Source organism: Streptomyces sp. DG2A-72, from assembly GCF_030499575.1.
Taxonomy (GTDB): domain Bacteria; phylum Actinomycetota; class Actinomycetes; order Streptomycetales; family Streptomycetaceae; genus Streptomyces.
Genome location: NZ_JASTLC010000001.1, coordinates 570,061 through 591,125 on the forward strand (window position 1 = coordinate 570,061; position 21,065 = coordinate 591,125).

Annotated in this window: 21 protein-coding genes and 3 pseudogenes; 4 read left to right on the forward strand and 20 right to left on the reverse strand. The window is 70.3% G+C overall.

What is annotated here, in order from left to right; translation table 11 throughout:
* Nucleotides 1-21: 21 nt before the first annotated feature.
* The 4 genes and pseudogenes from QQY66_RS02980 to QQY66_RS02995 form a co-directional block, all read right to left on the reverse strand.
* A complete protein-coding gene (locus QQY66_RS02980; RefSeq protein ID WP_301977444.1) occupies nucleotides 22-606 on the reverse strand; it encodes an antibiotic biosynthesis monooxygenase in 585 nt (194 codons plus the stop codon).
* Nucleotides 607-775: 169 nt separating this feature from the next.
* Nucleotides 776-1,013, reverse strand: a pseudogene (locus QQY66_RS02985) (multicopper oxidase domain-containing protein); the annotation flags it as partial.
* A 651-nt stretch (nucleotides 1,014-1,664) separates the two neighbouring features.
* Nucleotides 1,665-2,213, reverse strand: a complete 549-nt coding sequence (locus tag QQY66_RS02990) for a hypothetical protein (protein ID WP_301977445.1) — start codon at nucleotides 2,211-2,213, stop codon at nucleotides 1,665-1,667.
* Nucleotides 2,210-2,455, reverse strand: coding sequence for a hypothetical protein (locus tag QQY66_RS02995; protein WP_301977447.1), 246 nt, complete (start codon nucleotides 2,453-2,455; stop codon nucleotides 2,210-2,212). Before QQY66_RS02995 ends, QQY66_RS02990 begins: the two co-directional genes overlap by 4 nt.
* Before the next feature lie 125 nt (nucleotides 2,456-2,580).
* Between QQY66_RS02995 and QQY66_RS03000 the strand changes: the two genes are divergently transcribed.
* Entirely contained in the window at nucleotides 2,581-3,168 is a 588-nt protein-coding gene (locus tag QQY66_RS03000) for a TetR/AcrR family transcriptional regulator (protein WP_301977448.1), read from the forward strand.
* A gap of 161 nt (nucleotides 3,169-3,329) precedes the next feature.
* Nucleotides 3,330-4,226 carry a DUF5134 domain-containing protein gene (locus QQY66_RS03005; RefSeq protein WP_301977449.1) on the forward strand — a complete coding sequence of 299 codons (897 nt, stop codon included), beginning with the start codon at nucleotides 3,330-3,332 and terminating at the stop codon, nucleotides 4,224-4,226.
* A gap of 66 nt (nucleotides 4,227-4,292) precedes the next feature.
* Here the strand turns inward: QQY66_RS03005 and QQY66_RS03010 are convergent, their stop codons facing one another.
* The 11 genes from QQY66_RS03010 to QQY66_RS03060 form a co-directional block, all read right to left on the reverse strand.
* Nucleotides 4,293-5,171, reverse strand: coding sequence for a F510_1955 family glycosylhydrolase (locus QQY66_RS03010; RefSeq protein WP_301977450.1), 879 nt, complete (start codon nucleotides 5,169-5,171; stop codon nucleotides 4,293-4,295).
* A gap of 130 nt (nucleotides 5,172-5,301) precedes the next feature.
* Nucleotides 5,302-5,982 (reverse strand): DUF305 domain-containing protein, encoded by a 681-nt coding sequence (locus QQY66_RS03015; protein WP_301977451.1) that lies wholly within the window; start codon nucleotides 5,980-5,982, stop codon nucleotides 5,302-5,304.
* Between the two features lie 90 nt (nucleotides 5,983-6,072).
* Nucleotides 6,073-6,546: a hypothetical protein gene (locus QQY66_RS03020; protein ID WP_301977452.1), complete on the reverse strand. Its 474-nt coding sequence runs from the start codon at nucleotides 6,544-6,546 to the stop codon at nucleotides 6,073-6,075.
* Between the two features lie 398 nt (nucleotides 6,547-6,944).
* Nucleotides 6,945-8,366, reverse strand: a complete 1,422-nt coding sequence (locus tag QQY66_RS03025) for an NADH-quinone oxidoreductase subunit N (protein WP_301987132.1) — start codon at nucleotides 8,364-8,366, stop codon at nucleotides 6,945-6,947.
* Between the two features lie 5 nt (nucleotides 8,367-8,371).
* Nucleotides 8,372-9,880 (reverse strand): NuoM family protein, encoded by a 1,509-nt coding sequence (locus QQY66_RS03030; RefSeq protein WP_301977453.1) that lies wholly within the window; start codon nucleotides 9,878-9,880, stop codon nucleotides 8,372-8,374.
* Nucleotides 9,881-9,885: 5 nt separating this feature from the next.
* Complete coding sequence (locus tag QQY66_RS03035) at nucleotides 9,886-11,736, reverse strand: NADH-quinone oxidoreductase subunit L (RefSeq protein ID WP_301977454.1); 1,851 nt, start codon at nucleotides 11,734-11,736, stop codon at nucleotides 9,886-9,888.
* Nucleotides 11,733-12,038, reverse strand: a complete 306-nt coding sequence (gene nuoK / locus QQY66_RS03040) for an NADH-quinone oxidoreductase subunit NuoK (RefSeq protein WP_301977455.1) — start codon at nucleotides 12,036-12,038, stop codon at nucleotides 11,733-11,735. Before nuoK ends, QQY66_RS03035 begins: the two co-directional genes overlap by 4 nt.
* On the reverse strand, nucleotides 12,035-12,598 hold the full coding sequence (locus QQY66_RS03045) for an NADH-quinone oxidoreductase subunit J (RefSeq protein WP_301987134.1): 564 nt from the start codon (nucleotides 12,596-12,598) through the stop codon (nucleotides 12,035-12,037). Before QQY66_RS03045 ends, nuoK begins: the two co-directional genes overlap by 4 nt.
* A gap of 13 nt (nucleotides 12,599-12,611) precedes the next feature.
* On the reverse strand, nucleotides 12,612-13,556 hold the full coding sequence (locus tag QQY66_RS03050; protein ID WP_301977456.1) for an NADH-quinone oxidoreductase subunit H: 945 nt from the start codon (nucleotides 13,554-13,556) through the stop codon (nucleotides 12,612-12,614).
* On the reverse strand, nucleotides 13,549-14,982 hold the full coding sequence (locus tag QQY66_RS03055; RefSeq protein ID WP_301977457.1) for a hypothetical protein: 1,434 nt from the start codon (nucleotides 14,980-14,982) through the stop codon (nucleotides 13,549-13,551). Before QQY66_RS03055 ends, QQY66_RS03050 begins: the two co-directional genes overlap by 8 nt.
* The gene (locus tag QQY66_RS03060) at nucleotides 14,973-15,323 is read right to left on the reverse strand and encodes an NADH-quinone oxidoreductase subunit A (RefSeq protein ID WP_246884715.1); all 351 of its coding nucleotides are present in this window, start codon (nucleotides 15,321-15,323) and stop codon (nucleotides 14,973-14,975) included. Before QQY66_RS03060 ends, QQY66_RS03055 begins: the two co-directional genes overlap by 10 nt.
* Nucleotides 15,324-15,462: 139 nt before the next feature.
* Here QQY66_RS03060 and QQY66_RS03065 point away from each other — a divergent pair, with 139 nt between their 5' ends.
* A complete protein-coding gene (locus tag QQY66_RS03065) occupies nucleotides 15,463-15,681 on the forward strand; it encodes a heavy-metal-associated domain-containing protein (protein ID WP_301977458.1) in 219 nt (72 codons plus the stop codon).
* 675 nt (nucleotides 15,682-16,356) lie between these two features.
* On the opposite strand, the gene QQY66_RS03070 is transcribed toward QQY66_RS03065, so the two are convergent.
* The gene (locus QQY66_RS03070) at nucleotides 16,357-16,842 is read right to left on the reverse strand and encodes an MFS transporter (RefSeq protein WP_301977459.1); all 486 of its coding nucleotides are present in this window, start codon (nucleotides 16,840-16,842) and stop codon (nucleotides 16,357-16,359) included.
* Between the two features lie 43 nt (nucleotides 16,843-16,885).
* A pseudogene (locus QQY66_RS03075) lies at nucleotides 16,886-17,050 on the reverse strand (MFS transporter); the annotation flags it as partial.
* A gap of 266 nt (nucleotides 17,051-17,316) precedes the next feature.
* Here QQY66_RS03075 and QQY66_RS03080 point away from each other — a divergent pair.
* Nucleotides 17,317-18,210 carry a phosphorothioated DNA-binding restriction endonuclease gene (locus QQY66_RS03080; RefSeq protein WP_301977460.1) on the forward strand — a complete coding sequence of 298 codons (894 nt, stop codon included), beginning with the start codon at nucleotides 17,317-17,319 and terminating at the stop codon, nucleotides 18,208-18,210.
* A 29-nt stretch (nucleotides 18,211-18,239) separates the two neighbouring features.
* Here the strand turns inward: QQY66_RS03080 and QQY66_RS03085 are convergent, their stop codons facing one another.
* The 3 genes and pseudogenes from QQY66_RS03085 to QQY66_RS03095 form a co-directional block, all read right to left on the reverse strand.
* On the reverse strand, nucleotides 18,240-19,475 hold the full coding sequence (locus QQY66_RS03085; RefSeq protein WP_301977461.1) for an acyltransferase: 1,236 nt from the start codon (nucleotides 19,473-19,475) through the stop codon (nucleotides 18,240-18,242).
* A gap of 296 nt (nucleotides 19,476-19,771) precedes the next feature.
* Nucleotides 19,772-20,021, reverse strand: a pseudogene (locus QQY66_RS03090) (TetR/AcrR family transcriptional regulator); the annotation flags it as partial.
* Between the two features lie 85 nt (nucleotides 20,022-20,106).
* On the reverse strand, nucleotides 20,107-21,027 hold the full coding sequence (locus QQY66_RS03095) for a helix-turn-helix domain-containing protein (RefSeq protein ID WP_301977462.1): 921 nt from the start codon (nucleotides 21,025-21,027) through the stop codon (nucleotides 20,107-20,109).
* Between the last annotated feature and the right edge of the window lie 38 nt (nucleotides 21,028-21,065).

The following is a 21,065-nucleotide window of genomic DNA, read 5'->3' on the forward strand; positions in this document are numbered from 1 at the left end:
CCGCGTATACCGAATGGCTGGCTAGGGTGAGGGCGCGGGATAGAGCCACAGCCGCAACAGTCGGCTGAGACGCGGCATCAGCACATAAGTCAGCGTCGGCAGCAGTACCGCCGGGAAGACCACAGCGCGCAGCGGCAGCGGCCAGTCGGTCGTGTAGGGCACGAGCAGCCACTGGACCAGCAGAACGAGCGGATACGCCGCGAGGAACGTGGTCAGCACCATCTTCCAGTGGGGCGGGGACTGCACCGTCGTGCCGGGCAGGCTGAACCACGTCTCCATCCCGGTGGTCGACTGCCGCTCGCCGCTGATCTCGGTGGCGATGTCCTCGATCCGTGCGTGCCAGTCCGCCCGCTCCCGGGACGTCAGCCACTGCGACAGCCGCTCCGGGCCGGCGAAGTGCACCACCGCGTGGAAGCGGTGCCCGTCCTCGGGGCGCAGCCAGGCGACCCCCTGGTTCCCCGGGAACCGCGACGCGCTGCGTGTGATGCCATGCGTCCACCGCTCGAACTCGGCTTCCTTTCCGGGGCGTACCTGCCAGGTGAAGACGGCCGTGACCGGTTCGGTGCACTGGGTGCTGTGGTCCGTACGGACGGCTCTGTGGTTCATACGGACCCGCGTGCCACGGACCGCGCCACTCATGCCCCGCGCAGGGAACCGTAAAGCTTCCGGGGCCCTGAAAGGAGCCCGTGACTCCGAGTAGACGGCCCGCCGCTCACGTCCCAGTGCCGGGGCCGGCCGAACAGGCCGACCCCGCTGCCAGACTCTGCGTTGACGGTCAGGCCTGGTAGGCGACCAGCGCCATCATGCCGACCTCCCCGTGGTACGCGTTGTGGCAGTGCGGCATCCACTGACCGGGGTTGTCGGTGCATCGGGTGCCACATCTCCGTGGTGTTGACGAAGTCGAGCCGAACCCGCTGCCCTTCTTCGATCGCAAGCGGATTCGCGGCCGGGTCGGCCATGTCGTACGCCTTGCCGTTGATGGCCCAGTTGTACTTGTCCATGCCGCCGGTCAGCCGCCATCGGCGCGCTGCCGGATCCCGTACGAACCAGGGCCAGGCGATCAGCAGGGCGTCGGCCTGCTGGTGAGACGGCTCCCCGGCATGACAAAGGCACGAGGAAGCCGTTGGGCACGGCCTAAATGCGCAGCTGAGAGAGCGGACAGGGCCGGGGGCGCCCGGTTCACTGTCCCAGCGGCCTTGGGCCCGGTAGCGGCAGCTCCAGGCACGGTGAGGCCCCACGGCACCGGGGTCTGTGTCGGTGGCGCCAGCTTCACGACCTCGAAGCTCGCGGTCGCGCAGTGCTGCATGGTCATGCCGGAGCAGGGCGGGCTGTCGGCACTGCTCATCGTCGGAACGGCGGCCGTGGTCGGCTCTGCGGCGCTGCCGTGCCCATGCCCGGACATGCCCGTCGCCGGTGCGGCATGGCTGCGCCATCACCATGCGGGGCGTCATCACGTGCGCGGCGGACGAAGGGTTCGAGCCGATCGCTGCGGCGGCGGTTTCGTGGTGGATCAGTACGGCAAGTGCCGCGAGGAGAGCGATGACGGCAGCTCGCGCCCAGCGGACGACGCCGTGCGAGCCACGGGTCGCCGGGGCCAGGCTGCCGGTGCTGTCATTCCCGGAACAGCCCCTGTCGCACTCCTCAGTGGTGGCGCCCTCGCCCCCTCACACCTGAGGCACGGACACCGCCCCCGGCGCGGTACGGCCCTCGCGCTGCGCCCGCCGCTCTCGCTGCCCGAACGGAGTGACGCCCCGCGGCTTGTACACCGCAAGGACCATGGCGAGCAGCAGCACGACCAGCGCAAGTACGGAGTGCAGGACAGGTGAGAAGTCACGCACCGAGGACAGCCCGACCTCCGGGTCGGCTGCCATATGAGCCATCGACCTGAAGGTCCCCATGTAGACCAGCAGTACGACGGTGGCAACCACGTTGATCAGGAGTTTGAACAGCACCCAGTAGTGCCGCAACAGACCCCAGGGCGTACCCAGCGACTGGACGATGCCGGTGAGCAGCGCGGCGAAGGACAGGGGGACAAGGGCGTACCAGGCGGCCGGCTCCATCACGAGGTAGACCCCGCGTACCGTCGCCGGGTCCTGGCCGGTCAGGCCGATCACCGACAGGGCGAGAAAGGCAACGACCGCGCCGAGCCACCCGACCGAGGACGTGACATGCACGAGGAGAGCCAGCTTGCGCAGGCGAGGCGGCATCGTCATCCGGTGCCCCCTACGGGCGCTCCGGTGGTTGCAGCGACGCCGACGAGCGCAGCCTGACCCCCGAGGTGACGGCCCGGACCATGGTTGCCCGGGATCAGCAGCATGACCACGACGAGAAGGACCACGACCAGCGCGACAAGCCCGGACACCTTCACCCAGCGCGGCGTTCCCCCGCTCGGGCCGCTGACGGAGGCCTCGTCGGTCTTGTCGCGAGCGTCCGGCTCCTGCGACGGATCCACCATGAGGGGTTCTCCTTGCCTCGGCCAGGCCTGGGCGGCGTGCCGTTCGAGCGACCTCAGATTTATCGATACACATTGTCGCTGTCAAATCATAGTGTCACATGCTCGGCATCGCGTACGCTTTCCGCGTGCCGAAGCTGTGGAACGAGACGATCGAGGCGCACCGCCGGGACGTGCGCGACGCCATCCTGGACAACACCGCCGCCCTGGCGACTGAGAAGGGCCCGCTGGCGGTGACGATGTCTCAGATCGCGGAGAAGGTCGGTATCGGGCGCGCCACTCTGTACAAATACTTTCCGGACGTCGAAGCGATCCTGCACGCCTGGCACGCGCGCGCGATCGCCGGTCACCTCGCCCAGCTGACGGAAGTCCGGGACCGCACCGACGGACCCGGCGCCCGCCTCGAAGCGGTGCTGGAGGCCTACGCCCTCATCACCCACGAATCACACGGCCACCACGACACGGACCTCGGCGCCTTCCTCCACCAGGACAGCGGCAACCACCTTGCCCACGCGCACCAGCACCTTCACCACCTGGTCCAAGAGCTGGTGACCGAGGCAGCACGGGCCGGCGACGTCAGGGACGACATCCCACCGGCCGAGCTCACGCGCTACTGCCTCAGCGCCCTCGCGGCAGCACGAACCCTGCAGTCCGAGACCGCCGTGCGGCGCCTTGTCACGGTCACCCTCGCCGGCATGCGCCCTCCACAGCACTGAGGCCCCCAGGGAAACTCCTCTCCGCTGAACGCCTCTTGGCTCCGCTACGTACTAAGGGCATCCGTAGACAGCAGCCAGAGGACGACGCACGTCGACGTGCTCGCGAATACCGCGCGGGCGACTGCCGGTCGACGCGGAGGGCACCAATGGGAAGTCCCGCTATGACTTGGACGCTGGCGGCGGTGGCCGCCCTCGTGGCCGGCATGAGCGCAGCCCGACTGGCCGCTGCCGACAGTGGAGAGGCCCGGTTCGCAGCCGGAGGCGACGTCCTCATGGCCGGCGGCATGGCCGCGATGTTCCTGCCCGCTACGGCCGCCAGTTTCGGGGACCACGGTCTGTGGTGGGTGACGGGGTTCAGCGCCGTCGGCTTCGGCAGCGTGGCCCTGGCCGTACGCCACGCTCGGTTGCACGGCTGGCGACAAGGCCGCCGCTGGGCGCATCACATCATCGGCAGTGCCGCGATGGTCATCATGACGCTGGCCATGCCGGGCACCGACTCCGGGCCGGTCCTGGCTCTGGGCGGGCATTCGATGGCCGGTACGGGGCATGGGCACGGGCACGGATCCGCCGGGACAACCCACGGCCACGAGATGGCGGGGATGGCCGAGGAGGCGGGCAGCGCGGGCCACTCCTCGGGGATGACTGGCCACGACATGACGACTGGCGCCACCGAAAGCGCCGCCGCGGGAGGATCGGCCTCTGCGTGGCGTGTCGTATTGATCGCCTTGGCCATCTACTTCCTGCTTTCGATCGTCGCGTCCGTATGGGCGCGGCTCCGCGGCACCGACCGGCGGGCGGGTGCGGGCCGCGGTGCCGGCAGGGGCCACTGGGCACGGCGACTTCTCGCCCTGCCCGACGCGATCGTGGTTTTCGTCGCGTCCCTGGCCCTCTCCGTCTGGGACAAGGCCCGCCTGGGAGGGACCAAGCGCCGGGCACATGCGGCAGGGGGCAACCGGAGCCGTCGTCGCCCGCCCGGCACATCACCGGGCGCGGCCCTGACAGCCCACATCGGCATGGGCGGCACCATGTGCGCCATGCTCGTCATGATGGCCGCCTGATCCCGTCTCCGCCCCCGGCGTGACGCCGCTCTGAGAGTCTCGCCGGGTTCTTCATGTTGCTGCGGCTCAGCCGATCACATGACCCCCGCCCGACGCCACGGCCAGGCGCTTCTTGAACGTCTTGCCGCCGTCCTTCGACTCGAACACCCCGGTCTGGGTGGCGGCGAGGACGTGCGCGGCGCTGACAGCGGTGAGCGCCTGTGGCTGCCCGCCCGGCAGGGTGGCGACCTTTTGCCACGTGGTGCCGCCATCCGTACTGCGGTTCAGGGCGCCGGAGGTGTCGATGCCATGGAGAGCGTCCTTCGCGGTCCAGGAAAGGAAGGCCATCATCACGGGCCGCTGACCATGGGTGAAGGTCGTCCCGCCGTCGCCGCTTCGGGAGACTCCCTCCGCGGTGGTGGCCAGGACGACGCCGGGGTCTGTGGGGCTGACTGCTATGTCCCAGGCTTCGAGCCGGGCCCCGTCCTTCCAGGAGACGCCGTCCTTGGTCGTGCGGACCAGGCCGTTGGTGGAGTCGTAGCCGTAGACCGTGCCGTGGGCGAAGTCCAGAGCGTGGAAGTCGGACTCGCCGGACAGGGACAGGGACTTCCAGGTCTTGCCCGCGTCGGCGCTCTTGATGAGCCCCTTGTTCCCGCCGGAGGTGGGGTGGCCGCTGGCGTAGAAGGTCTTCGCGCCGGCCACGGTGAAGCCCATGAAGTCGTCCCTGCTGTTGCCCACCAGCTCGGGCTCCCCCTTGGCATCGGGGGTGTAGACGCCTTCATGGGTGGCGACGTAGAGACGCTGGTCGGTCGGGTCCACACCGAGACCGTGGATGTGGCTCACGGTCGTCCTTGCACCGGCGGACTTGCCGGTCGGCTCCTCACTGTCTCCGCTGTCGGAGCAGGCGGCCAGGACAAGGGCGAGAGCCAGGGCAGTGGCTGCCACGGCGGCGGGGCGCTTGTTCATGATTCCTCGGGGGCGTAGGAGTGCACCGGAGCGGCGACGGTCGATCACGCTCGTGGCGACATGGGGAGAAGACCGCCCGGGCTCCTCGGGCCGCGCCTCGGAGCCCTGGGCGGTCAGTGGGTGATGCGGATCAGAGCCGGTCGAGGATCTTCTCGAACTTCTCGACCTCGGCGGACTGGGTCTTCACGACGTCGGCGGCGAGCTTCTTGGCCGTGGCGTTACGGCCGTTCTTCTGCTCGTCCTCCGCCATGGTGATCGCGCCCTTGTGGTGCTCGATCATCATCTCCGCGAACATCCGGTCGAACTCGGTGCCCTTGGCGGCCTCGATCTTCTGCATGTCCTCTTCGGACATCATTCCGGACATTCCAGACCCGTGGTCCATGCCACCGGACCCGTGGTCCATGCCGGGCATGCTCTCTTCGGCGGACTCCGGCTTGCCCCAGGCCTTCAGCCAGGACCTCATGGTCTGGATCTCGGGATCCTGGGCCTTCTCGATGTCCCCGGCCAGGGTCTTGATCTCCGCGTCGGAGGCCCGGCCGTCCGCGAGCTTGGACATCTCCAGAGCCTGCTCGTGGTGCGGGATCATCATCTGCGCGAACATGACGTCCGCGTCGTTGAAGGCGCCGGGCGCCGGGTTGTCAGCCGCCGTCGGGGTGGACGTGACGGAGGCGGAGCTGCCGCTCCCGTGGTCCATGCCCTCCATGCCGTCCCCGCCGCAGGCGGCGAGCAGCAGTCCACCCGCCGCCACGGCACTCACGATCGCGATACGGCGACGAAGGCGGCGGCGCAGGCCAGAGTTGTGCGCAGTCATGTGCGAGACACCTCGTTTGATCAGTTCTGTCAGTGGGTGGGGATACGCGCGGCGTGCGCGGGCATGACGAAACCCGCGCTGCGGTGCGGCCTATATCCGCAGCACTGACAGCTGAACGAGGAGAGGTCTGGGGCGTGGCGGGCTGGGGCGCAGCACGGCCATCGCTCGTGCGAGCAGTGCCGTCAGCTGTGCCTTCCGGCGAGCCGCCGCGCACAGGAACAACCAGAGCAGCCACCCGGTGAGCACCGCCACGCACACGGACAGCACGTCCATGCTGATCGTGGGCTCGTCCACCGCCGCCGACGACGCGGCCGGTGCCGCGGCCCCGTGGTCCGCCATCGCCTCATCAGGCCCGGTGGATGTCTGGTTGTCGGCAGCCCCATGGGCCATGCCGCCCTCGGGCGGGCCTACGACGGCATGGAGAGCGCCGTCTGTCGCCGAGCCCGAAGAGTGCTCCGGATGGCCCATCGTGTGCATGGCGAACACGCCGAATGTGAGCACGGCTACCAGCAGGAGGTACCCGAAGGCCCCGCCCACACGCAGCCGACTGCTCACACGCAACACGCCAGACATACTACTAAGCCGGTTCCTAGAACGGCGACCTGCCGACCGGGCCCCGGCAGGCTCAGGCGCATCGGCCGTCCCTGCCCGGAACGCGCTCTCCGTACGCCAGTGCTCCCATCCTCTGCTGGTATTCAGCGGCGTCGACCCGGCCATGCATCCGCAGGCCGACGAGCCACTGCTCCGCGGCAGCCAGAGCGGCCCGCCGCCCTCGCGGCCTCGCCAGGGCGAGGACACCGCGATTCCTCAGGCGTCACCAGCCGTGCCGTGTCGTAGACCACAACCAAGAGGATCACCGCGCCGATCAGTGCCGCCACCACCGCGGCCATGTCGCCTCACCAACCAGGATCGGTGACATGCGCGTACCCCGGCTCGGCAGCGATGACGCGCGACTGGGCCCGTCAGCGCGCGAGCGGTCCGCCCAGCATGTCCAGGACGGTCCCGCCGAGCACTCCGAGTACGACGGATGCGGTGGCCGCCCCGTAGGCGACGAGGGCCGCTGATCTTGACGTCGCACCCGGATCATCCGCGGGTCCGCGTGCGAGAAACGCTGGGGCGATCCAGCGCAGGTAGTAGAAGAGGGAAGCCACCGTATTGACGGCCGCGACGACCGCCAGCCATGCGTAGCCGCCGTCGAAGGCCGCGCTGAAGGCTTCCAGCTTGCCGAGGAAGACGGCGGTCGGGGGCGTGCCCACCAGGCCGAGCAGGCAGACGACGAGCGAGGCCAGCAGGGCCGGGTGCGTCCGCGCCAGGCCCCGGTAGTCGTCGATGGTGTGGGCCTCGGGAAGTGCGCAGACGACAGCGAAGGCGCCGAGGTTGGTCAGCGCGTACCCGGCCAGGTAGTACAGCAGCGCCTCCTGGTCGAGGTCGGTGCGCCCGGCGACGGCCACTGGGAGCAGGAGATAGCCGACCTGGCTGATGGTGGAGTACGCGAGGAGTCGTTTGACGTCCTGCTGGAAGAAGGCCGCCAGGTTGCCCAACGTCATCGAGGCCACCGAGAGCACGGCCACCAGGTCGGCCCACGGCAGGTCGGCGTCCGCGAGCGGCACGACGGCGAGCCGGTAGAACGCGGCCAGGGCTCCGATCTTGGGGATCGTGGTGAGGAAGGCAGCGACAGGCGCCGAGCTGCCCTGGACAGCGTCCGGCACCCAGAAGTGGCCGGGCACGCCGCCGGCCTTGAACAGGACACCGGCGAGCAGCGCGAGCGTGCCGACCGCCACCAGTCCCGCCGGGGCCTCGGCGAGTTCGGTGCGCAGCATGGGATACGCCGTAACTCGCCCGGCGGCGAGGAGGACGGTGATGCCGGCGAGCATCAGAACGCCGAGGAGCGCGCCGACCACATAGAACTTCAGGGCCGCCTCGGTTCCGGGGCCGTCCTTGCGGAACCCGGCGAGCGCGTAGGCGGGCACGCCGGCCAGCAGGTAGCCGGCGGCGAGGAGCAGAAGATCCTGGGCTCCGGCCAGCATCAGGGCGCCTGCGGAGGAGAGTTGGAGCAGGACGTAGAACTCGGTCTCGCGCGGGTCGCCGTACAGGCGCGGCATGGCGAGCGCGAGAACCAGCAGCGTGGCGCCGAGGATGACGATCCTGCTGGTGGCCGTAAGCGTGTCCAGGGCGAAGGACTCGCCGAAAACCGTCTCCACGGGCTTGGCCGCGGCAATCGCGGCGGCCACGATCCCCACGGTGCAGGCCGTTCCCGCCAGGGCCCCGGTCAGCCACTGGCGGCGGCGCGGCAGCCACGCCCCGAGCAGCAGACCGAGGACGGCGGAGGCGGCGAGCAGGACCTCGGGCAGGAGGTCGAGGGGGTTCTCGTTCATCCCGGTCATCTCGTTCATCGCGCGAGCAGCTCCAGCACGATGCGCGAGGCGGGTTCGATGACGTCGAGGACGAACCGCGGAGCGAGGCCGAGGACGACACCCAAGGCCAGCAGCGGGACGATCGCGAGCCCTTCGTGGAGGCGGATGTCGGGGAACGGCCGGTCCGCACCGGGCGCGGCGACCGGCAGCCGCAGCGGTCCGAGGAAGACCTGTTGCAGGGCACGCAGGAACAGGCCCGCGGTGAGCAGGATCCCGAGCACGGCCAGGCCGGTGGCGACCGGTTCCGGCCCCAGGCTCCCGGTGAGGATCTGGAACTCGGCGATGAAGCCGGAGAAGCCCGGCAGCCCGAGGGAGGCGAAGGCGGCGACGCCGGTCAGCGCGGCGAAGACCGGCGCCCGCCCGGCCACCCCGGAGTACGCGGACATCTCGTACGTACGCCCGCGCTCGTACAGCACGCCGGACAGCAGGAACAGCGCCCCGGTCAGCAGGCCGTGACTGACCATCTGGAAGACGGACCCGGTGACGGCGAGTCGGCGGGCCTCGTCCTGCCCGGTGCCGACCGCACCTGCCGCCCCGATGGCCAGGATGATGTAGCCCATGTGGTTGACGGAGGTGTACGCGACCATCCGTTTGAAGTCGGTCTGGGCGAGGGCGACCAGCGCGCCGTACAGCACGGAGACCACGCCGATGACGACGAAGACGAGGGCGTAGTCCCGCCAGGCGTCGGGCAGGACGGGCATGGCGATGCGCAGGAAGCCGTAGGTGCCCATCTTCAGCAGCACGCCGGCGAGGATCGCCGATCCGGCGGCCGGGGCGTCGGTGTGGGCGGGCGGCAGCCAGGTGTGGAAGGGCACGGTCGGGGTCTTGACCGCCAGTCCGACGGCCACGGCGAGGAGGACGAGAGCGCCGTAAGTGGTGCGTCCGGCCAATGGGTTGGCGCTGGTCAGCTCGACGATGTCGAAGGTGTGGGGCTCGGCTGCCAGGTACAGGCCGATGAAGCCCAGCAGCAGGGCGAGGGAGCCGATGAAGGTGTAGAGGAAGAACTTCAGCGCGGCGCGGGAGGCGCCCTTGTGTCCCCACCCGGCGATGATGAAGTACATCGCCACGATGGACAGGTCGAAGAAGACGAAGAACAGGATCAGGTCGAGGGCGACGAACAGGCCGAGGCACGTGGTCTGGAGGAACAGGAACAGGGCCGCGAACTCCCTGGGCCGTCGGGTCTGGCGCCAGGCGTACGCGGCGCAGGCGAGGAAGAGCACGCAGGTGACGGCCACCAGGGGCAGGGACAGGCCGTCGACTCCGACGTGGTAGCTGATGCCCGCACTGGGGATCCAGCGGGCCTGGGTCTCGTACTGCATGCCCCCGCCGTGCTCATAGCCCGCCCAGACGATCACCGTCAGGACCAGGTCGGCTGCGGCGGTCGCCACCCAGGCCGTCAGGAACAGGCGGCGGGGCGCGCTGCGCGGCACGCACAGCAGGAGGGCCGCCATGGCGGTCGGGAGCAGGACGATGGCCGTGAGCACGGCGGTCACCTCACGAGGACGAGGACGACGGCGAGGACAGTGAAGGCGGCGACCGCCTGAGCGAGGTACTGGTGCAACTGCCCGGTCTGCGGCCTGCGCGCCCAGCGGCCGAGCGCGCGGGCACCGCCCGCCACGCCCTCCACCGTGCCGTCGACGAGCCGCTCGGCCTGGGCGTTGGTCCACTGCGCCAGCCGGACCGACCCGCGGGCCGTGCCCTCGACGGCGCGGTCCAGCACCCGGTCGTCGAAGGCGGCAAGGGCGTGGGCGAGGCGCATGACCGGGCCTACGAGGAGGGTTCGTGCCGCGTTCTCCAGGCGCAGCCAGTCGGACGTCCAGGCAGTGAACCGGCGCGGGAAGGCGAGGAGTTGGGGTCCACGCATCCAGACCAAAGCGGAGACGGCCAGCGCGAGCGCGCCGGACAACCCCAACTCCCAAACCCGCGGGTCCGGTTGTCCCCCGCCGCCGAGTACCCGCCGGACCGCGTCACGTACGGGCGGGAAGGACGTGACGGTCAGGGCGGCGCAGGCGACGGCCAGGGTCACCAGCGGCAGCCGGGTCGCATACGGCAGCGGTTCCTCACGGTCGTCCGGCACGGGAGCGGGCTGCCAGACGAACCAGAGGGCCTTGGCGCTGTAGACCGCGGAGATCACCGCACCGGCCAGCCCGACTGCGTACAGCGCCAGGTTGTCTTCGAGGGCGCCGGCGAGAAGCACGTCCTTCGCCGCCCACAGCGCCAAGGGCGGGACCCCGGCCAGAGCCAGGGCCGCGACGCTGAAGGTGATCCCGGCCGTACGGTGCCGCCGGGCCGCGCCGCGCAGGGCGGGCAGCGCCTTGGTGCCGAGGATGGTCAGCCAGGCGCCCGCGACGACGAAGGCCAGGCTCTTCGCGGCGGCGTGCGCGATGAGTTGCAGGGTTCCGCCGGTTACCGCTCCGGCCCCGGCGGCAAGCACCATGAATCCGATCTGCGCGCAGGTCGAGGCGGCGAGCAGCTGCTTGAGGTCGGTCTGCGCCACGGCGACCAGGCCGAGCACCACCGCCGTCACGACGCCCGTCCACGCCACCACGGGCCCGCCCCACCCGGAAGCCGACAGCAGTGGCTCCAGCCGCAGCAGCAGATACGCCCCGGCCACCACCATGGTCGCCGAGTGCAGCAGGGCCGAGACCGGGCTCGGGCCCTGCATGGCCCTGGACAGCCAGAAGCTGAACGGCAGTTGGGCCGACTTGCCGAAGGCGGCCGCAATGACGCCGACGGTGATGACCGTGGACCAGACGCCGGTCGCGTCCGGGAGTTCATCGAGGGCGAGGGAGCCGACCTGCCCGCTCGCCCACGCCGCGCCGGCGGCCAGATAGAGGCCGAGGTCGGCGGCACGGGTGGTGAGGAAGGCCGTATTGGCGGCATCGCCGCGCTCGGGGTCGCTCCACCAGTAGCCGATCAGCGCCCAAGAGGTGGCGCCCATCACCTCCCATGCCATCAGCAGGACCGTCAGCGTGGTCGCGGTGACCGTCGTCAGCATCGCGCCGCCGAACAGCAGCATCAACCCGAAGAAGCGGGCGCGTGCCTCGCCCGGTCCGATGTCCGCGACGCTGAACAGGAGGACGGCCACGGTCACCGCCGTGACGGTGACGACCATGAGGCCCGACAGTCCGTCGACCGCGAGCCCGGCGGGAAGCCCTTCGAGCAGCGGTACCTCGACCCGAGGGTGCTCGAACGCCACCGCGACGGCGAGGCCGAGCGCGGCAACGGCCGTGCCGACCGCGACCGTCGGGGCGTACCGGTCCACCGGGCGGCCGACGACCGCCAGCAGCGTGCCCACGGTCAACGGCAGCGCGACGAGCGCCCACAGCAGCGCGCTCACTCCTTCAGCTCCGCCGCCATGTCGGTCATGTCGACCTCGCGGGATCGGAACAGCGCGGTGACGACGGCGAAGCCGATGGCCATCTCCACGGCCATGACCGTGACTGCCAGGACGACCAGCACCTGTCCGTCGGCCGCGGCCGGGGCGATGTAGTACCAGACGGCCGCCGCGCCGACGATGATGCCGCCCAGCATCAGTTCCAGCCCCATCATCAGCATCACGATCGACTGCTGGGTGAGCGCGCCGAACAGGCCGATGCTGAACAGAGCTGCGGCGAGCAGCAGAAAAAGCTCCAGGCTCATCGGCCCATCCCTCCCCCTACCGGGTCGTCGGCGGTACGCGCCTTGAGATCGTCGCCAAAGCGGTCATAGCGGCCCCGGCGCGTGGCCAGGACGACGGTCGCGACGATGGTGGCGAACAGGGCGAGACCCAGGGTCATCATGGTGAGCATCTGAGGGCCCATCAGCGACAGGCCCAGGTCCATGGTCGGATCGGCCGACGGCCTGCCACGCCGGGACGGCCACGGGGCGAGCAGGATTCCCGCGGCGAGTACGGCGAAGACCGCCGCGCAGATCACGGCCGCGCCCTTCTTGTTGTGGACCATGGTCATCGGCATGAGCCCGGCCGGGTTCATCATGTACATCACCATGAACACGGCCATGATGGCCATCTCGATGGTCATCATCAGCACGATCACGACCCCGAGGTAGTCCAGCCCGAGCAGCAGCACTTCACCGCCGACGCACAGCAGAGAGGTCAGCAGCGCGTACGTGGCCCGTGCCATGGAGTCGAACCGGAACACCATGATCCCGCCGGCCACCGCCAGCAGGGCCAGCACCCAGAAGATCGCGTCGTCATGCACGGCCATCACCTCCTCATCGGTTCAGGACGACGACGGCCACGAACAGGGCCTGAAGCAGCGTCAGCGGCACCAGCACCATCCACGCCGCCTCCATGTACCGCTCCATGCGCAGCACGGGCAGCAGCCGACGCCCGGCCACCAGCAGCGCCAGCACGGCCACGGTCTTGAGCAGCGTCCACGCCCAGCCCGGCAGCAGCGGGCCGTGCCCGCCGCCGAGGAACAGCGGCACGCTGAAGCCGGCGGTCACCACGAGCAGCATCCACCGGCCGCCCAGCAACACCAGCCGGTCCACGCCTGCCAGTTCGACGGCGGCGCCCCCGGCCGCGTCCCGCGCGAGCGGGTACGCGAACGGCCCCCAGAAGGCCATCGCGAGCGCACTCAGCAGGTAGACGACGAACGCGGCCGGCATCCACACCACGAACCACAGCCCGTCCTGGGCCGCGACCACGTCGCCCACCCGGAGCGACTCGGCCCCCAGCGCGGCCGTGGTGATGGCGAACATGTGCGGAAGTTCGTACGCCAGACCCTGCGCCAGGAACCGGTACCCGCCGATCAGCGACAGCGCCGAGTTCGGCCCCCAGCCCGCCAGCCAGACCGCCGCCCAGGCAAGCGCCTCCATCGCGTTGAACCACACGATGCCGACGGACGGATCGCTCACGGAACGGAAACCCCACGGCAGTACGGCACCTGCGAGCACCGCCGCCACCGGGACCAGCACCACGCCCAGCCTTCCGAGCAGCCGATCCGCGGCTGTCGTACGGCGCGGCTGCTGGACGAGCAGCCGCAGGGCTTCGCGTAACGGGGCCGTCGCGCGGCGCCCGGCCTCCCGGACGCTTCCGGCAGGGCCGCGCTCGGCAGCCCCGGACAGCACCGCGTCGAATCCGGCCGTGACCACGGCGGCCACCGCCAGGGCGACAGGGAGGATGACGGTCGCCCAGAGGGGCGCTGCATCAGGCATGGGCCGCTCCCGAGGCGGGCGTGAGCGCGAGTTCCTCGATGTCGGGATCCAGGCTGGCCACGATGATCCGTGCGCAGGCGAACTCCGCGCCGGTCAGCAGCTCCGGAAGGATGTCGAGCAGCGCCTGCGACGGTGGCTGCGCTCCGTCCAGGCGTCCGCGTGGGCCGGCGAGCTCGCCCGGCGTCAACGGCCGTTCGTCGTCGAGCACTTCGAGGCCGCACTCGATCTCGTCCAGCCACCTCCGCAGTCGGTCGTACGCGTCCCCGTCGGCGGCGAGGGCCGGCCCGGTCACTCCTGCCGCGCCCGCTCTGGAGGACGACAACTCCCCCAGCCCGGCGATCGACCAACGCAGAGTGCGTGACCGCCGCACTCTGCGCACTACCCCGCGCAGGTCGCCGCCGATCTCCTCGCGCGGTGCTCCCGACAGCAGCTCGTCCCGCAGCCGACGGCAGCGCACGGCGACGTCCTCCCAGCCGACGACAGCGAGGAGCCGCCCCGCACTGTCCAGATGCGCGGCACAGCGCCGACGCACCGCACTTCCCCTGGTGACCTTCTCGCCCTGCGCCGCCCACAGCCACGGCTGGTCCCAGAAAGGCAGTCGATGGCCGGGCGGTACATGGAGATGGTCGACCTCGACGTCCTGTACGACGTCGCCTTGCAGGGTGAGTCGGAGAACGAGCCCCGTTGGCCAGTCGGTCAGGCCGGGGCCGACCGGTACGTGCAGCTGATCGAGTCTCAGCTCGTCCCGGTCGTCGGCCCGTTCGGCCATCGGCAGGCCTGCCACGGCCCCCATGGCATGCATGTCGTGGCCCATGTGATCCATCTGGCCGGAATGGCCTTCATGCTCCATGTGGTCCATGTGCGGGGCATGGTCGTCGGGGTGGTGGTTCCCGTGACCCTCATGGCCGGAGTGACCCGCATGGCCGCCATGGCCGTGGCCCATGGCATGGTGCGGATGACCTTGATCGTCGGGTGCTGGAGGCGGCGAGCTGCCGTGGTGCGCCCCGTGGCCCTGATCATCACCGTGCCCTTGATGCTCCCCTGGCGCACGACCGCCAGGCTCACCCGCCGCGGCCCCCTGCTGGTCGTCTGCTTCGGCCTCGCGCGGAGTAGCCGCCCTGTCGGTCAGATCCCTCCGTGCCATCTCGAGCGCGTGCGCGGCATGCCCGGTCTCCTCGACCACGATCCGCACGGCCGGCTCCGGCATCGACCGCTCGATGTCGTCCAGCCACTCCGCGTCCCGTGACTCCGGGGAGCCACAGACGACCATCAGGTCGGCGGCGGCCGGGGCGTCCGCCACCGGCCACCCCCGCCGGCGTACCTCTGCCTCCACCTCCAGCCGGATGTCCGTCGATCCAGGCAGCGCGACCGCCAGGACCGCCGGGCGCTGCATCGCCGTACGCCGCAGAAGGCTTCTCAGGTCCACCGCAGGGCCCCCTCACGCCAGGCGTAGGCCACCGCAGCGAACAGGATCCCCAGGAAGAGGAACATCTCGACGACGGCTGTGGTGCCCACTTCAGAGACGACCTTCACCCACGGGTACATGAAGAGCATCTCCATGTCGAAGGCCAGGAAGATCATGGTGACCGCGTACCAGCGCACATGGAACCGGGAAACGGCGTGCTCGCCCGGCTTGAGACCTCCGGCGAAAGGGCCCGTTTCCAGGGGAGTCCGCGCTGCCGCCAGCCACAGGCCCAATCCGTAGAGGATCGCCAGCCCGGCCCCGACCACACCGAGAAGGACCAGCATCGGCTGCCATGCGTCCATCCCGCCCGACCTCCGTTCTCGGCGTCATACGGCTCCTAAGGACGTTAGTGGCCGGAAAACCTCCGGAACCACTCCCATCTCGGGGAGAGATTACCCCCTGGGGGTATCATTGGCACTCCTCTTGGGAAGGAGCAAGAACATGGTCCAGAAGGTGTACGACGTCAAAGGCATGACGTGCGACCACTGCGTCCAGGCCGTCAGCTCCGAACTCAACGGCCTCCCCGGAGTCGAGGACGTCCAGGTGGACCTGCCGTCGGGCCAGGTCACGGTGACCAGCGAACAGCAGCTGGATTCCGCCGCCGTCGCCGCAGCGGTCGACGTGGCCGGCTACGAGCTCGCCGGCGGCGAGAGCCAGTGAACCGGCGGGCAGAGCTGCTGCGCCGGGCAGTCGGTCACCCTGTCGTCAGGCTCACGACCGCGGCGCTTCTCCAGGCCGCGGCTTCCCGCCTCACGGATCCCGGAGCCGCCCCCGCGCGAACGTCCAGCGCGTGCGGCGCCGCTCGCTCGACTCGCTGAGCTGGTCCGGTGCACCGCGACGACGGCTGCTCAGCACCGCGCGGGCCGACACCGCCGACCCACCGGGCATCCGGCACCGGCACGCTGATGCGCCGCGACGGTAGCGGGGTAGGTGCCGAGTCGGCGCCCTGGCGAGATGACGGAGCGTATGAGCTACAGGGCCAGGGCGGGGCGAGGCGTGATCGGGCGCCTGTTGCTCCTCGCCCTCGGCCTGATGCACCTCCTCGCCCACGCGGGCGATACCGGCATCGGCCACGAACGCTTGCGCTGGCCACCGCGGCGGTCGCGTTCGTCGGGCTGTGCGGTATCGCCGCCGACATGGCCGCCGAGTCGGGCGGTGCCGGTCACAGCCACGGCGAGGAGATCACCGGCGAAACACAGACGGCGGAGGCGGACGGCAGCCATACGGAGGACGGACACGCTCACTGAGTCAGGGCGCCGGTCGCCGGGGCTGCAGCAGAGTGCGACCGCTGCGGCTCCCGGCACCGGAGGAAAGGTAAGGCCTTGTCGCCCTGGGTCAGTGCACGTGCTGGCCGCCGGTCGACTGCGGTTTGCCGCGCGGTACGAGGCCCAGGGCCACGACGGCGCTGACGGCGGCCGCCACAGCACACACCGTGAACGCGTCGGCGAAACCGCCCGCCGCGCCTCGCTCGAAGCCGGACGCCGCGACGGTGGAGACGACGGCGACGCCGATCGAGCCACCCACCTCGTGGAAGGTGTTGACGACTCCGGAGGCGAGCCCCGCCTCCCGGCGCTCCACCATGGCCAGCGCGGTCGTCGTGGCGGTGACGAACACCGCGCCGATGCCGAAGGAGGCGATCACGAAGCCGGGCAGGAGTCCGGCGTACACACTGCCCGTCTCCGACAACTGGGTCAGGTGAATGGTTCCGGCGGTGGCGACGAGCAGGCCCGCGACAGCGATGGGACGGCTGCCGATGCGGCCGACGAGCCGGGATCCGAGGTGGGCGCCGATGCCGGTGGCCACGGCGACGGGCAGGAACACCAGCCCGGTACGCAGCGGGCTGAAGCCGCGAACGTGACAGCCCGAACGCCTCGACCCCGCGCTCCCCAGCGTCGGCCGCGAGGTACGCCCGTACGGCCGGGTTGAACAGCGCCCCGGCCAGCCCAGTGGCCGCGGACGCGGCGAGCAGCGAATCCACCAGCCCGAGCGTCGCGAAACCGAGGGTGCGCAGCACACACCCGGCGACGATGCGGCGATTGTGCACGCATCCCTCTGTCACCTGCGCCGACCTCGTTTGAGCCGCCGTGTTCGCACGCGGCCCTCACCGGAGTCCGACGGAGGCCGCGCGCCTCAGGGTGCGTAGGCAAGGTCACCGGGGCAGCGATCAACCCTTGCGAGGTACCGATGTACCTGCCCTGGAGCGGCTGGTCCGGGCTCATGCCCGGCGCGTTGAGGACTCCGGCATTCGGTCGGGCCTCGTCCACCACCGGCAGACCGTCGCTACGATCACTGGCCATGGACTGGCTCGAGCGCACCGCGAAGCTGAGGCAGTGGACCAGAAGCGGGACGCGCGCGCCGCACAAACCGCTACTGCTGCTCTACGCCCTCGGTCAGTTCCAGGAGGAAGCCGACCGCGAGCTGCGGTACAGCGCGGTGGAGGAAGACCTGCAGCGGCTGCTGACCGAGTACGGTCCGCCCAACAAGACGACGCCCGCCTACCCGTTCCACCACCTGGTCAGCGACGGCGTATGGGAGGTACGTACCGACCGTGGGCCTGGCAGTCCAGGCAGTGGCCTGCGGGAGCTCCGCGAGTCGGGTGCCACCGGACGACTCGCGCCGGAACTCAGAGATGCCCTGCGACGCGAACCGCAACTGCTGCACCGCATAGCGCGATCGCTGCTCGACCTGCACTTCCCTCCCTCGCTCCACACCGAATTGTGCGAAGCCGTCGGCCTGGACCTGGAGCCGACGGAGACCGGTCGGCTCTCCCCCGCACGGAGGCGGCGTGACCGGCGGATGCGCGAGCTGGTGCTGACGGCGTACGAGTACCAGTGCGCCTTTTGCGGTTATGACGGCCGGATCGGCGCTGTGCCGGTCGGGCTGGAGGCCGCTCACGTGCGGTGGTGGGCGTTCGGCGGCCCAGACGACGTCGACAACGGACTGTGCCTGTGCTCGCTGCACCACAAGCTCTTCGACAAGGGTGTCCTCGGGGTCGACGACGGCCACCGCATCCTGGTCTCACAGCGATTCGTCGGCCACAGCCAAGCTTCCCGCGAACATGTCATAGCGCTTGCGGGCCGTCCGCTCGTCGGCCCACAGCCGGGCGCGCTCCCCGTCGCCGCCGGCCACCGCTCCTGGCACGCCAACCAGGTCTTCCACGGCGCTCCACGCCCTGCAACGCAGGCGTGAAGACTCTGGGCACAGGGGCACAGGGCTGATCAACGCGCCGAAGCGACGACCGGCTCCAACCTCCGTACGCGGAGCCGGTCGCGCCGCACCAAGGGCCGCTCGATGAGGACGTACGAGGCGAGGGCAGCCACGATCGTCGCCGCGACGCCGGCGGGGAGCAGCCGGTCGCCGTCCACACCGAGGTCGGAGAGCAGCCGGATGACGGGGTAGTGCCACAGGTACATCCCGTAGCTGAGGTTGCGTCCGACCCACGCCAGGGCGGGCATCGACAGCAGACGGGAGGGCCACGCCTGCGGGCACAGATCCAGCGTGGCCACGACGACGGCCGACAGAACGGCGGCGGCCAGCAGTCCGACCGTGTACCACACGGGGTTCCACCCGCTGGGTTCGGTGATCGGGATCTGCCAGGCGATCAGCCCCAGCAGTGCGAGCGCGGGCCAGCACAGCCGTGCCGCCCATCGGCGCAGCAGCGCCAGCCGGGGGTCGTCGGCGCGCAGCCGGGCCAGTACGACTGCCAGCAGAGCCCCGATGAGGAGCTGGTCGGCGCGGGTGTCGGGGCCGTTGTAGATGCGGTGCGCCGCCGTCGGATCCCAGAGCGCCAGCCGCCAGAGGACCGGCAGGATGCACAGCGCCGCGACCCAGACCAGGACCGTCCGCGCCGTCGTGTGCCGTAGCAGCACCAGCAGCAGGAGCGGCCAGGCCAGATAGAACTGCTCCTCCACCCCCAGGGACCAGGTGTGGCTCAGTGGCGCGGTGAGGTCGGAGTACGGCCCGGACTCCCCGGCCCGTACGAGATTGACCACCGAGACCGCGGCCAGCGCCGCCGCCATCCACGCCCCGTCGAACAGCGGTAGCGGAAGCGCCACGGACAGCAAGGCGGTGACCGCGCACATCACCAGCACGGCCGGCCCCAGCCTCAGCCAACGCCGCCGGTAGAACGGCCCCAGGCCGATGCGGCCGGTACGGGCGAACTCGGCTACCAGCAGCCGGGTGATGACGAAACCGCTGATCGTGAAGAAGACGTCCACCGCCACCGAGCCGCCAGGCACCCAGTCCGGCTCCACGTGATAGACGATCACCAACGCCACCGCGACCGTCCGCAATCCGTCCAGCCCCGCCACCCGCCCACCACGCAGCGCCGACGAGAAGCCCCGCCCACCGCCTCTTCGCCGTTCCGCCGACGACGCGAGCGGTGGCGGCGCCGCCTGCACGCCGGGGCTCTGCTCCGTGTCCTCGTCTGCCGTGCTCGGATGGGGGATGCTCATGACGGCGGCGCCTGCCCAGTTGCTCCGAGATCACACAAATTCTCAGGTTCCCCACAGGATCAAGGCAGCTTTCCGGCCGCCAGAGCCAGGGGCGGCGTCCGGCCCCCATAGGGCGTCGGCGAGACTCGCCCGGTGGCAAGCACGGACGAGACCGGTCGGGCCGCCCCGCACGCATCTGCAACCGACACGCCGCCAAGGGCTCGCGCTCTTCCTCGCCCTCGCGATCGAACCCGCCGTCGGCCCGATCGAGCTCAAGGCCCAGAGGCTGCTGGCCCGTCGGGCCCGGTGTCAGAGCTCGGGCGGCGGCGGGATTCGAGCAGCGGCTCGTACGGGAACACCCGCTTGGCTCGAGCGCGCTGGTGCTCAGCGACGTGCGGATCGTATGGGCAAGGCCTCGTCGATCAGCGCGTCGCGCGACCCGAAATGGTGCACGACGAGCCCGTGGGTGGTGACCCCGGCCTCTTCTGCGAGGGCCTCGCGCCCCTCGTCGTAGTGCAGGCGCTTGCGCAGTTGGCACCTTTGGGAGGCGTCCGCGGAATCGGTCATGCCCATGGCCCTACCTGCGAGACCAGCGCGGACGGGGCGGATCACGGGCAGTCTTCGCAGGGCAAGTGCCGGGTCGCAGGAGAGGTCAGAGCCTGGAGTTCATCCGCCGGTACGTCTGTGGGGGCTGACCGTACTGGGCCTTGAACGCCCGGGAGAACACGGAGGCGTCGTGGAACCCCCAGTGGCGGCCGATGGCCGCGACGCTGTGCGTGGCCAGGGCCGGATGCACGAGGTCGGCGCGTGCATGCTCGAGTCGGCGCTCACGCACGTACCGGGAGACCGTGGACTGACGCGCGGCGAAGATCTGGCGTACGTACCGTGCCGAGAGGTGGTGAATGGCTGCCAGGCGCTCGGCGTCCAGGATCTCGTCGGTCAAGTGCTGCTCCACGGACTGTGCCAGCAGATTGAACAGGCTGAGCATCCGCGTCGGCTCCTCGTCGACCTGGTGGTCCGAGATCACTCCCTGGATCAGTGCCACCACAGCGTTGCCGCACTGCTGCCGGGCCCGGGGCGACAACTCGGACTGCCGGGTCGCCAAGGTCGTGAGCGTGTCCGAGAGGAGACTGGAGCTGGTGAGCAGGCCGGGGATGCCGGCGGCGAGCATTCCCGACAGATCGACGAGTCGCAGGCCGATGGTGAACAGCGGGATGGTGACGACGAGATACTCGTGCGCGGCGGGAGCACGGACGGCGAACGGCTGGGCGCCCGCGTAGAAGGTGAACTGTCCTGGATGGAGGGTGACCGACCTCCCTGCCTGCGTGACGGTCAGTTCCCCTTCCAACGCCAGGCCGAGCGCGATGCCCGCCGACTGCGACAAGCGGTAGGACTCCGCCTCGGCCCGGTCGTCGCAGGAGAACATGCTGCATGTCAGCGTGCCCAGCGCGAAGGTGTCGGGACCGCGGACCACGCTCCGGGACCGGAGGATGGTCGTGGGTTCCCAATCGCCCCGGCGGAGTGCGTCCTGCGTGGACCCGTGGAGGATACGCTCCTGCACCGTCTGGCTCATCGCTCATCAGCCTCCTGGGCCCGGGAGGATAGTGGACC

Coding starts and splice junctions, on each gene's coding strand:
- QQY66_RS02980 (WP_301977444.1), bottom strand. CDS start 606: ATGAACCACAGAGCCGTCCGTACGGACCACAGCACCCAGTGCACCGAA.
- QQY66_RS02990 (WP_301977445.1), bottom strand. CDS start 2,213: ATGACGATGCCGCCTCGCCTGCGCAAGCTGGCTCTCCTCGTGCATGTC.
- QQY66_RS02995 (WP_301977447.1), bottom strand. CDS start 2,455: ATGGTGGATCCGTCGCAGGAGCCGGACGCTCGCGACAAGACCGACGAG.
- QQY66_RS03005 (WP_301977449.1), top strand. CDS start 3,330: ATGACTTGGACGCTGGCGGCGGTGGCCGCCCTCGTGGCCGGCATGAGC.
- QQY66_RS03010 (WP_301977450.1), bottom strand. CDS start 5,171: ATGAACAAGCGCCCCGCCGCCGTGGCAGCCACTGCCCTGGCTCTCGCC.
- QQY66_RS03015 (WP_301977451.1), bottom strand. CDS start 5,982: ATGACTGCGCACAACTCTGGCCTGCGCCGCCGCCTTCGTCGCCGTATC.
- QQY66_RS03025 (WP_301987132.1), bottom strand. CDS start 8,366: ATGACCGGGATGAACGAGAACCCCCTCGACCTCCTGCCCGAGGTCCTG.
- nuoK (WP_301977455.1), bottom strand. CDS start 12,038: ATGAGCCTGGAGCTTTTTCTGCTGCTCGCCGCAGCTCTGTTCAGCATC.
- QQY66_RS03050 (WP_301977456.1), bottom strand. CDS start 13,556: ATGCCTGATGCAGCGCCCCTCTGGGCGACCGTCATCCTCCCTGTCGCC.
- QQY66_RS03060 (WP_246884715.1), bottom strand. CDS start 15,323: ATGGACGCATGGCAGCCGATGCTGGTCCTTCTCGGTGTGGTCGGGGCC.
- QQY66_RS03065 (WP_301977458.1), top strand. CDS start 15,463: ATGGTCCAGAAGGTGTACGACGTCAAAGGCATGACGTGCGACCACTGC.
- QQY66_RS03080 (WP_301977460.1), top strand. CDS start 17,317: ATGGACTGGCTCGAGCGCACCGCGAAGCTGAGGCAGTGGACCAGAAGC.
- QQY66_RS03085 (WP_301977461.1), bottom strand. CDS start 19,475: ATGAGCATCCCCCATCCGAGCACGGCAGACGAGGACACGGAGCAGAGC.
- QQY66_RS03095 (WP_301977462.1), bottom strand. CDS start 21,027: ATGAGCCAGACGGTGCAGGAGCGTATCCTCCACGGGTCCACGCAGGAC.